General features: G+C 67.9%; 15 protein-coding genes. 4 read left to right on the top strand and 11 right to left on the bottom strand.

The genetic code is table 11. The features are described from left to right. On the bottom strand, positions 1–1,199 hold a 1,199-nt coding region (locus tag B9S58_RS14185), incomplete at its 3' end, for an ISL3 family transposase (RefSeq protein WP_181009307.1). A gap of 323 nt (positions 1,200–1,522) precedes the next feature. Here B9S58_RS14185 and B9S58_RS14180 point away from each other — a divergent pair. Then, positions 1,523–2,569: a phosphotransferase gene (locus tag B9S58_RS14180; RefSeq protein WP_258044492.1), complete on the top strand. Its 1,047-nt coding sequence runs from the start codon at positions 1,523–1,525 to the stop codon at positions 2,567–2,569. On the opposite strand, the gene B9S58_RS14175 is transcribed toward B9S58_RS14180, so the two are convergent. The 10 genes from B9S58_RS14175 to B9S58_RS14130 all read right to left on the bottom strand — a co-directional run bounded on the left by B9S58_RS14175 (position 2,566) and on the right by B9S58_RS14130 (position 10,472). Further along, on the bottom strand, positions 2,566–3,603 hold the full coding sequence (locus B9S58_RS14175) for a glycosyltransferase (RefSeq protein WP_103532471.1): 1,038 nt from the start codon (positions 3,601–3,603) through the stop codon (positions 2,566–2,568). The genes B9S58_RS14180 and B9S58_RS14175 overlap by 4 nt on opposite strands. Positions 3,604–3,609: 6 nt before the next feature. Beyond that, positions 3,610–4,224, bottom strand: coding sequence for a hypothetical protein (locus B9S58_RS14170; protein ID WP_103532470.1), 615 nt, complete (start codon positions 4,222–4,224; stop codon positions 3,610–3,612). Beyond that, positions 4,218–5,081 carry a PIG-L deacetylase family protein gene (locus B9S58_RS14165; RefSeq protein WP_103532469.1) on the bottom strand — a complete coding sequence of 288 codons (864 nt, stop codon included), beginning with the start codon at positions 5,079–5,081 and terminating at the stop codon, positions 4,218–4,220. The genes B9S58_RS14170 and B9S58_RS14165 overlap by 7 nt, the downstream gene beginning before the upstream one ends. Positions 5,082–5,113: 32 nt before the next feature. Continuing rightward, positions 5,114–5,845, bottom strand: coding sequence for a glycosyltransferase (locus B9S58_RS14160; protein WP_103532468.1), 732 nt, complete (start codon positions 5,843–5,845; stop codon positions 5,114–5,116). Then, positions 5,842–6,723, bottom strand: a complete 882-nt coding sequence (locus tag B9S58_RS14155) for a phosphotransferase (RefSeq protein ID WP_030725403.1) — start codon at positions 6,721–6,723, stop codon at positions 5,842–5,844. The genes B9S58_RS14160 and B9S58_RS14155 overlap by 4 nt, the downstream gene beginning before the upstream one ends. Then, entirely contained in the window at positions 6,720–7,607 is an 888-nt protein-coding gene (locus tag B9S58_RS14150; protein ID WP_103532467.1) for a glycosyltransferase, read from the bottom strand. The genes B9S58_RS14155 and B9S58_RS14150 overlap by 4 nt, the downstream gene beginning before the upstream one ends. A gap of 79 nt (positions 7,608–7,686) precedes the next feature. Then, entirely contained in the window at positions 7,687–7,881 is a 195-nt protein-coding gene (locus B9S58_RS14145) for a hypothetical protein (RefSeq protein WP_103532466.1), read from the bottom strand. Beyond that, on the bottom strand, positions 7,878–8,324 hold the full coding sequence (locus B9S58_RS14140; RefSeq protein WP_181009306.1) for a hypothetical protein: 447 nt from the start codon (positions 8,322–8,324) through the stop codon (positions 7,878–7,880). The genes B9S58_RS14145 and B9S58_RS14140 overlap by 4 nt, the downstream gene beginning before the upstream one ends. Before the next feature lie 193 nt (positions 8,325–8,517). Then, positions 8,518–9,720, bottom strand: a complete 1,203-nt coding sequence (locus B9S58_RS14135) for a helix-turn-helix domain-containing protein (RefSeq protein WP_030725412.1) — start codon at positions 9,718–9,720, stop codon at positions 8,518–8,520. An 89-nt stretch (positions 9,721–9,809) separates the two neighbouring features. Next, positions 9,810–10,472 carry an HAD-IA family hydrolase gene (locus tag B9S58_RS14130; RefSeq protein ID WP_103532464.1) on the bottom strand — a complete coding sequence of 221 codons (663 nt, stop codon included), beginning with the start codon at positions 10,470–10,472 and terminating at the stop codon, positions 9,810–9,812. A 287-nt stretch (positions 10,473–10,759) separates the two neighbouring features. Here B9S58_RS14130 and B9S58_RS37500 point away from each other — a divergent pair, with 287 nt between their 5' ends. The 3 genes from B9S58_RS37500 to B9S58_RS14120 are packed head-to-tail and all read left to right on the top strand — an operon-like array spanning position 10,760 to position 12,652. Beyond that, positions 10,760–11,104 (top strand): hypothetical protein, encoded by a 345-nt coding sequence (locus B9S58_RS37500; RefSeq protein ID WP_146063504.1) that lies wholly within the window; start codon positions 10,760–10,762, stop codon positions 11,102–11,104. Beyond that, positions 11,101–11,532: a hypothetical protein gene (locus B9S58_RS14125; protein WP_103532463.1), complete on the top strand. Its 432-nt coding sequence runs from the start codon at positions 11,101–11,103 to the stop codon at positions 11,530–11,532. The genes B9S58_RS37500 and B9S58_RS14125 overlap by 4 nt, the downstream gene beginning before the upstream one ends. A gap of 25 nt (positions 11,533–11,557) precedes the next feature. Beyond that, positions 11,558–12,652, top strand: a complete 1,095-nt coding sequence (locus B9S58_RS14120; protein ID WP_103531692.1) for an IS630 family transposase — start codon at positions 11,558–11,560, stop codon at positions 12,650–12,652. Positions 12,653–12,677 lie beyond the last annotated feature (25 nt).

Here is a 12,677-nt window from a genome sequence, read left to right as displayed (position 1 = left end):
GCGGTGATCTTCTCCAGCAGGGCCGTTTCCTTCGGGCGCAGGTTTTCGGGGTCGGTAAGGAGGAGGCGGCCGGCGTGACGCGGCGTGGTGACGGGTCGGTCGCCTTCGGCGCGGCCTTGGCTGAGGTAGCGGACCAACAGATTGGCGCTGCCGGTGTAGCCCAGGTCTCGGATCTCGCGCAGCAGGTGGGTGACGGGGACGGCAGGGTCGGCCCGGCGTCGTTCGCGAAGGTGGTCGCGGTAGGGGTCGACGAGGGTCGGCCGGTAGGCGGGGGTGAGGCGCAGGGCCTGGGGTTCGGGCATGCGGGCGTAGCGTTTGACGGTGTTCAGGGCCAGGCTGAGGCGGCGGGCGCATTCGAGCAGGCCAACGCCCTGGCCGAGGAGATCGTGGATCTTGGTCCAGCGCTCGCGGGTGGTCTGCTCGCGTATGCCGCCGGGGCGGGACGGATTGATGGTGGCCCAGCAGCCGGCATGTGCGCGGATTTCGAGCTGGACTTTGTCGCAGAAGTTTCGCCAGAGGTGCCAGCGGTCGCTGACCTGTACCGCGTCGGGCAGAGCACGGCGGACGGCCTCAGCGTAGGTGGCCGATCCGTCCCGGCATACGACCTCGGCACCAGGATGTTCGCGCAGCCACGTCTCCAGGGTGTCCGCGGTGCGGTCGGACAGCACGTCGATCCGCTCGCCAGTCTCGGCGTTGGTCACGATGGTGGCATAGCGGTGACGTCGCTTGAGCGCGAAGTCATCCACTCCGATCACCCGCGGGACCTCCCGCCGGGGCAGCGGCAGGCGACGCAGATTGCGCAGCGCGGTACTGCGGGAAACGGGCACGGCCAGCAGGCCGGCCAGGCGGGTCGCCGCCCGACCGCATAACTCCCGTGCCACCTGCGATATCTGGCCCGCCAGCCGAACCGTGCGGCGCTGATGGCGCTCCAGCAGTCCGGGAATCTGCTCGCGGAAGGTCTGTCGCCGGCAGCCCAGGATCGGGCAGGCCAGCCGCCGTACGCGCAGGTGAACGACGACCTGGCGGCCGTCGACCGGTACGTCCGCCACCGTCCGGCGGTGATATCCATGGGCCTTCGCCGTCGGCGATCCGCACACCGGACACGGCACCGCCACATCCCGAGTGCGGGCCGTGACCACTATCGCGTCACCGCCATCCGCCACATCCTCGACGACCAGCGCCGAAAGCCCGGAAAACACCGTCCCGACAAGGGAGTTGACATCCATCACAAGATCATGATCATGGACGGCTACTCGACGTCACCACCGACTACGGGACAGAGCCGCTCGTTTGACAGACCCGGCCCTCGCGCCCAAGCCGCCATGGCCCGCAGCACCACACGACGCCCCGGCACTCCGATCCACCCTGCGACGGCCACACCTGCCGCTGCACCGCAGCAGCCACATGTACGGCGACGTTGATCACGGTGGTCAGGGTTGTTCCCGTCATAGACGTCCGGCCTCGCAGAAGCAGCCAGTGATCCTTGTGCGCCTGGGCAGCTGGCTCCCGTATCGTCGCCCAGGTGACCGACGCGAACGTGGCGGGCAGGACGCACATCCCCGTAGACGATCTTGCCGAGTTGATCAAAGTGTTCGACATCGGCGAGGTGCTGGACCGGCAGCACTTGGCCGATGGCCTGATGAACGTGAACTGGCGGCTGGACACCCCGGTCGGGAGGTTCGCCCTCAAGCGGGTCACGGATGTGCCGATCGACCGGCTCCGGCGCAACCTCGCGGTCCTCCCCGTCCTCGTTTCGCACGGCCTCCCCGTACATGCTCCGCTACCCACCGTTTCGGGCGATTTGATCGCCGAAGTCGACGGCAGCGGCTATTGCCTGTTCCCCTGGTCGGACGGGGAACATGTGCGTGGAATCGACCTGCCCTTGTCGCAGGTGACCGAACTCGGCGCACACCTCGCGCGGCTCCATGCGGTACTGAACCGCGTCGCCGAGGGCGCAGGGCTGCCCGCCGTGCCGCCGTCGGTTACCGCGGAGGTGACGGAGGCCGGGCGAGCCGTGGAGAAGGCCGATCGGCTTGCGGGGGCGGTGCCGACCGGAGGCGTCGGCGACGTCTTCGACGTGGCCGCGTCCGCTGCCCTCGAAGAGCGCAAGCTCCTTCTCGACAAGCACGCCGACCTGCGCCCCGAGGGGGAAGTCCATGCGGGGCCACACGGTTGGACCCACGGTGACTTCCAGTACCGGAACCTCCTCTGGGCGAATGGTGAGCTGGTCGCGGTTCTGGACTGGGACCGACTGGGCATTCGTTCGTACGCGGAGGAAGTTGTGCGTACGGCGCAGGTGCAGTTCGGTGTGAAGGGCGTTTTCGACCTGGAGCGGGTGTCGGCGTTCACGGCCGGCTACCGGTCGGTGATCCGGTTGGAGCCGGCCGTACTGGTCGATGCCGCCCGACGGCTGTGGTGGAAGCGGATGACGGACTTCTGGCAGCTCGAATTCCACTACGACCGGGGTGACCACTCCTGTGACGACCTCTTCCTTGCCGACGAGGCACTCCTGTACTGGTGGACGGAGCGGCTCGACGCGGTGGAGCGGGCGTTCGCCGGGACTGTCTAGCTCTGGATACCGAGTTCCAGAAGTTGGGGAAGGCACGGTCGTGTGAACCGGGTCGCCCGGCGCAGGGCCCTTGTTCCCAGGCCCTCGCAGTCGGCGTTCCGGATCTCTTGCGTCCATGTCTCAGGGCCGGCGGTGCCGGGCAAGACGATGCCCGCGTCGCCGATCGCTTCAGGGATGCCGCCCCGGTTGGTCCCGATGCTCGGGACCCTGTGCAGCGCAGCTTCGATGATCACGCGAGGGAAGGCGTCCTCTACGACGGACGGGACCAGCAGCAGGCGGTGGCTCCGGTACAGGGGCCCCATGTCGTACACGCGGGGCACGTACGTCACGTTCCGGTGCGCGGCGAAGTCGGCGGCCGTGTCCCACCAGCCTTCGACCAGGGTGAAGTGCTGTTCCGGCATGAGGCGGATGAGTTGATGGAGCAGATCCGAGCCCTTGGCCGGGATGGGATTGATCATCAGTACGGACGTGGAGCGGTTCTCGTCTGTGCTCGGCCCGGGTGGAGCGAACGGCGGGTACATCACGGCAAGGCGGGTTCCGGCGGTGTGAGGTGCGCGTGCCCGGACGAACTCCGACACGGCGAAGCCGTAGTGGGGTCGGCCGGCGAGGACGCTCAGACCCGTGGCGGAGACGGAATGCAGGAGGCCGACGACGAGTGTGGTCGAACGGGCTTGTACGGCGAGCTGCGCCGAGCCTTCCTGCGAGGTGAAGACGACGTCGGGACGGAGCGTGCTCAGCAGGCTCCCGAACGCGTGCTCCACGTTGTTCTGCGTCAACGCGGAGCACGCGACCCCGTTCCACCGGTAGTGCAGGGCACCCGCTTCCTCGTCGTACGGGACGCGATGCAGGTCCAGGTGGGCGCGCATTTCCGGGAGCTGGGTCCTCCCGTTCCAGGGGGCTTCGTGCGACCCGAGGTAGGTGACGTGCCAGCCCGAGGAGGCGAGTTCTTCGGCGAGGAGTTGCTGGGTGACCTCGGCGCCGCCGATGAGGAACGGCGGCGGGGTGCGGCGCCAGGCGAAGAGGGCGGTGGGCACCGGCGATCACCTGGCCCAGAAGGAGACGAGGGCTTCTACGGCTTGGGCGACGTCGTCCGGGTCGGCGGCCGCGTCCAGGACGGTGAGTTCTCGTGTCACGGGTTGTCGGGCCGTGTGGACGAAGTAGTCGTGGGCGTGGTCCAGGAAGGCGGGTTCGTGGAGGAAGTAGTCGGACTCGGCAGCCGTATGCCCGGCGGCCTTGCGCCGCAGGTGGAGGGATTCGGCCGGAACGTCGAGGTAGAGGGTGTGGTCGGGCCGGAGGAACGGGAGTGCCTGGAGTCGGTGGTGGAGCTGGTGGTGGACGCCGTACCCGAACAGGGCGTCCAGGGCGTACGCGTGGGCGAGGAGCGTGTCCACGGAACGGTCGAGGATCACCAGGCGTCTGCCGCTCGCGGCGGCCTCGGAGACTCTGGTGGTCTCGATCTCCATGAACCTCTCGAAGGCGCCGAGTTGAGCAGCCGCAGAGGCGGTGCGGGCCGGGGGGATGTCGTCGCGGTGGCTGATGTGCTTGACGTAGCAGTCGGAGACGAACGCCCGGGTGCCGAGGGCGGTGCGGCGTAGGTGGCGTATCGCCGTGGACTTCCCGGCGTACGAGGGTCCCTCCAGGGCGACGATCAGCACGACGGCTCCGTTCGGTAGAAGCGTTCGGCGTAGAGGCCGGGTGGGTCGACGAGGTCGACGGCCGTGGTGAAGGCGTGCCGGACCGGCCGGTACATCTTCCGGGCCGGGTGCATCTGGGAGCCGTGCATTCGCAGGACGGTGACCTTGTCCAAGACCACGTCGGTGATGTCAACAGGCTCGGGTCGCATCGTCGCCCCCGTACGCGTACGGAAGAGGTGCTGGTCGCAGCCGGCGAGCGCATATGTGGACCAGAAGGCGAGGTCCTCCCAGAACCAGCGGCACCCGAGACGAACGGCCGCCTCGTGGACGAGGAGGTGGTCGGGGTGGCGGGTGACAGCGGCGGGCGCGAGGAGTTCGACGCCAGGGTGGGCAGCGGCGATCCGGCGGAGTTCCTCCGTGATCCGGTCGAGTCTCTCGGGGGCGTAGGGCCCGTACGGAGGGTCGGCGTCCTTGTGGCCGAGGAGGTACCGGCGGGCGCCGAACGGTGCGAGCGCGGTGGCGCCCTCGCGGTCGCGCAGTCCAGACACCGCCTCGATGTCGGTGTACGTGGTCTCCAGGTCGGGGTGAACGCTGCGGGAGCGGGTGAAGACGGTCACGACGGTGAGCGGTCGGGGGCGAACGAGGAAGGTGCCGGAGGCGGACAGGGCGAAGTCGTCGTGGTGGGGTTCGACGACGAGGACCGGGCGGCCGGCGGGAGCGCGGGCCTCGATGTAGTAAGGGACGCGGGTGTGAGGTGCGGTCACCTCGAGGACGTGGTGGTCGTGGGCGTGGTGGCGGTCGGCGAGCTGCCGGGTGTGCTCCTGGTGGGCGCGGTGGAGGTCGTCGGGGAAGGTGTAGATGCCGTGGCCGTCCGGCACGGGCAAGGGAGGGCGCAAAGGGGACTCCTTCGTCATCGCACGGTGGTCTCGTACCAGTGGCGCCACTTGCGGGGCGACCGGAGGCGCAGACGGGCGGTCACGGGGTTCTGCCACCAGAGCATCCGCAGGCTCGACCACTGGTCGTAGCGACGGGTCGACGGACGTACGCGCAGTTCGTCGAGGATCGTCACGGGGCGGCCGATGGCCTGGCCGTGAGTGGTGAGCCGGGCGAAGAACTCCACGTCCTCGCTCATGAACAGGTCGTCCCGGTACCCGCCGATGCGGTAAAAGGCGTCGGCGGTGCAGAACTGGTTGACGCCCTGGGCTCCCCCGCGCCGGGTGCGGTGGTGGTCCCAGTAGGCGCACAGCAGGCGGGCGCCGAGACGTTCGGGCGTGTAGAGCGGAGGAATGGCTCCGCCGACGGCCCCGGCGTTCATGGCGGCTGCAGCTGCGGTGACCGCCTCCAGGGGAAGGGCTACGTCGGCGTCGGTGAAGAACAGCCGATCGCCGCGGGCGGCGGTCGCTCCGGTGTTGCGGACCCGGCCGATGCTGCGGACGGTCTCCGTCACGACGCGGACGCCGAAGGAGACGGCCGTGTCGGCGGTGGCGTCGGTGCTGGCGTTGTCGACGACGATCACCTCCCCCATGTGGCCCGTGGCCTCCTCCCAGCGGGCGAGCGAGGCGAGCACGGAGGGGAGGTAGCGGGGCAGGTAGGCGGCCTCGTTGTAGGCCGGGATCACCACCGACAGGGCAGGTGTGGTCATCGGTGCGTCCTTTCCGGGCGGTGGGTGCGGAAGAGGTACGGGGTGCGTCGGCTCAGGTCGTCCAGGCGGCGTTCCCACAGGGCGCGGTCGTCGCCCGGAGAGGAGTACGCCCAGGAGCGCGTGGTGTGGAAGACGGCCCATGCGGACAGCAGGCGGTGGTCGAGGGCGAGGGGGTAGACATCGGTGACCGTCCGGGCCAGGAGCGGAGAGAGGGCATCGGTCATGACCAGGGTCTGGGCGACGTCGGACTCGCGGGGACCGGCTGCGGCGTCGGTGAAGTCGACCAGGTGGCGGACGGCCCGGGGGCGGGCGAGTACGACGTTGTCGCCGTGCAGGTCGCCGTGGCACCACACAAGCGCCGTGGGGGATGCGTCGGTGATGGCAGCCAGGGCGGGACCGATGCGGTCCAGCCCGCTGGGCGGGCAGCGACGGCCGAGCGAGGCGACCTGTTCGTAGAACGGCCGACGTGGTGCCCACGGCTGGACGGGTGCCCGGTGCAGGCGCCCGAGCAGGCCGGCCAGGTCCTTCAGGGTCCGCTCGTCGGAAACCAGACCAGATCGCATGGCGCTGCCGAGGGTAAGTGGCCCCAGGTCGGAGGTGATGAGGGCGGTCGCCTCGTGACCAGGGACGTGGCCGTATCCGACGACAGTCGGTACAGGGACGTGGTGCGCCACCGATCGGATCGCGGCGCTCTCCGTTGCCGCGTTTCGACGTGCGGTGGCCGCGTACAGCTTGATGACGACGCTTCGCCCGTCCATCAGGCCCACCCGGTACACAGCCGTGCGCGAGCGGGCGGACAGACGGCACGCGGTACGAACCGGGGCACCGACCAGAGCGAGGGCGGCGCGCGAGACGACGGCCGGGACTGCCCCCTTCACCGCACACCCGCCGGTTCCACGCCGACGGCGCCCAGCCGACGGACCTGCCTCATGACACCCGCCAGGTGCCGGCGGTACTCGACGACGTCCTCCGTGGCGGGGCAGTCGGCCTGCCACGGCTTCTCGGGACCGACGAAGTGCACGAGAGTGGCGGCCGGATCGGGCTTCGGCGATCGCATGACGACCCGGCGCACCCAGTTCCCGCGTTCGAGGAACCGGCCGACCTCGAACCGGTTGAAGCCGCCGGTCACCGGGCGCACTCGGCCGGATCGCAGGAGCCACAGGTTCAGGGCGTCCTGGTCGTTGTGGAGAATGTGGCGCCGCGTGTGCGTCAGGGCGTGCTCGACGCCTCGGCGGACACGGGGCATGTGCTCGGTGTGGAGCCAGAGCACGCCCGCGTTGAAGTACGGGCGCCCACGCAGGTGGGGCCAGCGTTCGGCAGCTCCGGGCAGGGCCGGGCATGCCCCGACGGTCGGGTTGAACTCGTCGCGTACGGCACCGGTCTCGTCCGGCCGGAGCGAGCCCAGCGGAACGGTGAGGTCTCCCTGCACGAGGACATCCGCGTCCACGTAGATCAGGTACGGCCGATGGACGAAGGCCCTGGTGAACTCGAAACGCAGATAGGTGGTGATGCTGATGTAGGAGGCGTCAGCCATCCGCAAGGTCCGCAACGGGACGCAACGGCGAATGTCGAAGGAGCCGAAGCCCCTTCGCTTGGCGAGGTCGGAGAAGAGCAGGGCCTGTGTTCGGGTGAGGTCGAGCGTCAGCACGCGCACGGCGGCGCTGCGGCGGGCCGCAGGAGTGAGTCCGTCCGCCAGCCCGCATAGGGCGGCGAGACCGGGGACGAGGTACTGCTGGTCGATGCACAGGCCGAACGCGTACATGGGTGATCCGCCTTCCGGGAGTGGTGCACGGGCATGACGAACGGGTCGAAGGCTGTCGGAGGAGACGAGCAGCAGGGGCCTACGGGCCGTCGTGGACTCCGCGGCGGGCGATGATCTCCAGGGTGTCGGGGTCGTCGGTCTCCCAGTGGGGGCCGCCGCCGACCGGCGGTCGCAACACCCAGACGGTGCCGCGGGCCCGGACATCGGTGACGACCGCTCGCGTGCCGCATCCGTCCCTGACGAGGTCGCCGACCCACGCCCTTGCCGCAGTCACGAAGCACCTTCTTCGGCCGCTTGGCTCTGTGGTGACCAGCCGGAGGCCGCGTCCGCGATGTCGCGTCGCCGCTCGCGCTGGCCGGGCGTGTAGCGGGTCGGCAAGGCCCCGGCGACATCGGTGAGGAACCCGCCTCGTTCGCGGATGAGGACACCGAGGCTGGCGAACTGGGCCGCATCGGACGCGACATGAGTCAGCGCACCGACGACGATCCCCCGGATCATGCCTGTGGACAGGGCGGCCGTGACGGCCTGCCAGCCGGGGCGTTCCGCGAGTGGCAGGCCCGGGTCGGAGTCGGACCATGCGCCGGCGACGTGCCAGTGGCGTGCGTCGGCGTAGTAGCGACCCCGCTCCTCTCCCTCACGGACGGCGGTGGGGGCGAGGGCGCAGACGTAGACGGCAACGGGAACGTGTCCCAGAGCGCCTGATGGATTGATCGGCATGCCCACAAGGCTGCTGGGCTGTCAGGCACGGGCCCAGACACGGCCCGTGACTCCGACGGTGGCCCGTACTCAACTGCCCTGCCACGCCTCGTGGCATGGCAGGGAAGCGAGCTTGGCTAGGTGCAACGATCCGTGTCAGTCGTGCAGATGTCAGCAACCGGACTGCTACGGACCGTTGCAGTGCCGACCAGAGTCAGCGCACAGCGAGTGGGACGCCTGCGGAGTCAGCGAGACCCCTGAGCCGGTGAACGGACACTCCGGCGAGCCGACTGATGATGACCCCGGGGAGCATCTGGTGGCGCACCCATCCCGGAGCCATCGTGCAGACGTTTTGGAGCGTGTCGGCGGCGGCGTCCCACCGCCGACATTCGACCTGGGTGAGGGCGACGTCCAAGCCGTAGCGGGCCCGGGTCGCCAGGGGGACGGCCTCGTCCAGGCGAACGGTATCCATCAGCCGCAGCGCTCCGGCAGTGTCGCCGAGCGCCACTGCGATGCTCATGGCCTGCGTGGCGGCGTACATGGGCCCGTACGGCTGGGCATGGGAGCCACGAGCCCGTTCCTCACCTATGCGGGCGGCAACGGCATGGGCTTGAGACAGATATTCGCGGGCACTGTCCGCTCCGGCACCGCCTCGGGACGCGGCGACAGCAGCGTTCGTGACGAGCTGGCCGTACACGCTCAACCGGTCCGGATCGTGCTCGCTCATCCTGGGTTCGATCCGGTCGGCCTGGGCTGCGGCGAGAAGGAAGCCCTGCTTCGTACGGCCGTCTCGAAGGTTGACCCACGCGGTCGTCGCGGCGAGGTGGGCGTCCCGTAGATCGTCCCCGGTCTGCACGGCGATCTGGCGGCCGTACGTCAGCGCCGCGTACGCGAGATCGCGCGAACCGAGCACGTTGGCCGCCATGCCCGCAGTCTGGAAGGTGTCGATCAGAACGCCTGCTGCCGCTTCCCGCTCGACGCTGCTTGCAGCGTCGAGCCTGGCTCGCGCCTCGGGGAGGAGCCGGCCCAGGAGGGTGCCGAGCTCGGTGTACCTGCCTCCCCAGTAGGCGGCGTCCGCGCGACGGACGACTGCACGGAGCTCTTCGGTGGTGCCGGGCTCGACATCGGCGGGGATACCGATGGCAGCGTCATGGGTGGCTGCCGAAACTAGGCGCAGAGCGGCGCGTTCGTCGCGGTCCATGGACCGCCGGGGAGCCTGCTGCCCGAGAAGCACGGCGATGTCCGTGCCGAGCGCGTCGGCGATCGAAAGCAGAGAGGGGAGGGACGCCGTTCCTCCGCGTTCGAGCTTGCGGACCACACCGACGGACACAGCGGCGGCCTCGGCTAACTGTTCCTGGGTCATGGCGCCGCGGAGCGCCTTCATACGCTCCGCGGTGGTGTATTCCGACCATTGCATGATCTAGAACCTCCGCGTGATGGGATCCACACGGACAGTACTGGGTGGAGCGATCGTGCCGACAGGCTTTTACCGGAGAGTAGTTGGCCCTATGCGACGGTCGTCGCCGTCACGCCGAGGAGTGCCTCCAGCTCGGCCACCGCGATGTCCTCGTCAGTCGCGTGGACGGTGGTGATGCCCAGCTCGGCAGCCGGCGGGAGGTTGACCGCGTGATCATCCACGAAGACGCACTGCTCGGCTGGGACGCCGATGAGTTCGAGAGTGAGCTGATAGATGGCGGAGTCGGGCTTGGCCAGCCCCACGAGCTCGGACACCACGTGTACGTCGAACAGGTCCCAGATGCCGACGTGTTCGTACGGGTTGAACGGATCGAGGCCGAAGCTGTTGGAGAGCAACGCGAGCCGATGACCGGCCTCCCGCGCGGCGCGGGCAAGCGCCACCATACGACTAGCCACAGGCACCTTGGCCCAGGCCCGCCCCATCAGGTTCACCGGATCGATGTGCTCACCGAGAAGCGGGGCCGTGCTCTGGTTCCACTCGGCTTGCCCTATCTCGCCGATCTCCAACGCCGTGTAGAGACGGCGCCCTTCAGGGTGATCGTTGAGAGTCCTGCGCCATGCTCCGGGCGTCAGCCCTTCGGAGACGCACCAGGCTCGGTGGACGTCGACGGGGCTGGCGGTGAGGACGCCGGCGAAGTCGAGGATCAGGCCGCCCTGCTTATCCGTCTGGGACGCCTCCGTGTTGTGTGACATCCGGCGCTTGACCCCTTCCGCAGTTGGTCTCCTGGGCGACGCTATCGCGCGGCGATGTGACTGCACACAGGGTCTGCCACCCAGTGGGTCATACAGTCCGCAGAAGGCAAGCCAATGCTCTCGTTCGAAGTGCAGCCTCTGGGTGGACCTCACAGCCTGTGAGGCGACCGTAGGGAGAACGCGGAGGGGATCGGTGCTGTTCAGCGATTCTTCTGACAGCGCGTATCGCCCTCCGTAATCTTGACGTACACGAAGAGACAGGGAGATGCATGACAGACTGGGGTCTTGTGGCTGAGAGCGTCACCACGGCGCTTACGGGGCTGCTTGTCAGCGATGCTTACACGTCTGCTCGGCCACGATTGAGCGCGATCTTGAACCGTTCACGAAACGATGAAGGTGTACGGATCGAAGATCTCGATCGCCTTCGTGCGGCGGACCCAGCGGCATTGCGTAGCGCCGTGCACGAGTATGTCTACCGCCTCGCAGCGTCCGATGAGCACCTGTTGCGGCAGCTTCGGGATGCCCTGGCGGCCTCGCAGCCTCATTCTGGGCTGAACATCTATGACAACCAGTTTTACGGACCCACCCAGATGGGCGGTACCCAGATCGTCAACATGGGTGGTGGAACGTGAGTCAGGATCCTGAAGAGCCAGAGGTCCACCACAATGTCTTCTTCGGTCCTGCCGTGTTCGGCGGAACCCAGAATGTGATTGGTGCCACTTTTGCTTCAGTGCCCTCCCGGCCGTCGATTCCCTCGCAGATTTGGGCGGCAATCATGCTGGCATGGGCGTTCTGCCCAATGGTGGCATGGTGGACGCAGTCAGTTCTTGACGAGGAACTCTTCTCAAGGCTCGCGGGACCTGACCATGACATTGTGGTGTACATCTGGCTGGCGGGTGGTGTCGCTCTTCTCCTCGATGTAGCGGGCTACTTGCTGTATCGACATTGGGCCGTGGCTCAGCGCGCAATCAACCATGCCGTCACCTGGAAGCTGCGTCTGGTGGCAGTTGCTCTTGGGGGTGTCGTCCTAGTGTCTCGTGATCCTGTCGTTGGAACTTGATGGCGCGTCGCTTCGTTAGCCTGTTGTGGATCTCTCTTCCGAACAGATCGATGAGCTGCGGGAGTTGGCGGGCAGCCGTCATGCCCCTGCCGATGCCGCTCTGCGGGCCCGCCTGGTGCTGTGGACGGCCGAGGGGCGGCGACGCAAGGACATCGCCGAACTCGCAGGAGTCGCACCGAATACGGTGGACCGCGCCAAGGCCCGTTACCTCGTGGGCGGGATTGCCCAACTGGCTTCCCGGAAACCCGGCGGCGGACGCGATCAGGTCCCCGCGACCACTCGGGCCCGGGTGATCGCATTGACGAAGACAACCCCGCCGACGGAATCGGGGCTGTCCCACTGGTCCACGCGGACGCTGGTCAATCACATGAAGCGGCGCGAGGGCATCTCGGTGTCCTGGCACTACGTCGCCCGCATCTGGCGGGAGGAGAACCTCAAGCCGCACCGGAACGGCACCTTCAAGATCTCGAAGGACCCCGCATTCGCGGACAAGGTCGCCGATGTCGTCGGCCTGTACCTGGCCCCGCCCGGCGGCGCGGTGGTGCTGTCCATTGACGAGAAGACGCAGATACAGGCGCTGGACCGAACCCAGCCGGTACTGCCGGTCACCTTCGGCGCGGGCGAGAAGCGCACCCACGACTACGTACGGCACGGCACCACCAATCTGTTCGCCGCCCTCAATGTCCATACCGGTGAGGTGACCGGCGAGTGCAGGCCGAGCCGGAACGGGGCAAGCTTCCTCGCCTTCCTGAAGAAGGCGACCAAGCCGCACGCCGGCAAGGAGATCCATGTCGTCCTGGACAACCTGTCCACGCACACCACGCCGGAGGTGAAGGCATGGCTGGAGAAGAACCCCCACATCCGCTTCCACTTCACTCCCATCGGTTCCTCATGGTTGAACCAGATCGAGATCTGGTTCGGGATCCTGACTCGGCAGTCCATTCGCCGGGGCACGTTCTCCAGCGTCAACGTCCTGGTCAAGCAGATCCGCGACTACATCAACTCCTGGAACGAGGACGCGAATCCCTTCACCTGGACCGCGTCCGCCGAAGAGATCCTCGCGAAGGTCCGCGTCGTCCAGACCAACATGAAGAAACTCGTTAATAACAACTCAAACTGACACGATCAGGATCACGAGACACTAG

It is taken from the genome of Streptomyces sp. SM11, assembly GCF_002910905.1.
In the GTDB taxonomy this organism is placed as follows: Bacteria; Actinomycetota; Actinomycetes; order Streptomycetales; family Streptomycetaceae; genus Streptomyces.
This window is presented reverse-complemented; position numbering and strand designations above follow the sequence as displayed.

Coding starts and splice junctions, on each gene's coding strand:
- B9S58_RS14160 (WP_103532468.1), bottom strand. CDS start 5,845: ATGACCACACCTGCCCTGTCGGTGGTGATCCCGGCCTACAACGAGGCC.
- B9S58_RS14150 (WP_103532467.1), bottom strand. CDS start 7,607: ATGTACGCGTTCGGCCTGTGCATCGACCAGCAGTACCTCGTCCCCGGT.
- B9S58_RS14140 (WP_181009306.1), bottom strand. CDS start 8,324: ATGCCGATCAATCCATCAGGCGCTCTGGGACACGTTCCCGTTGCCGTC.
- B9S58_RS14135 (WP_030725412.1), bottom strand. CDS start 9,720: ATGCAATGGTCGGAATACACCACCGCGGAGCGTATGAAGGCGCTCCGC.
- B9S58_RS14130 (WP_103532464.1), bottom strand. CDS start 10,472: ATGTCACACAACACGGAGGCGTCCCAGACGGATAAGCAGGGCGGCCTG.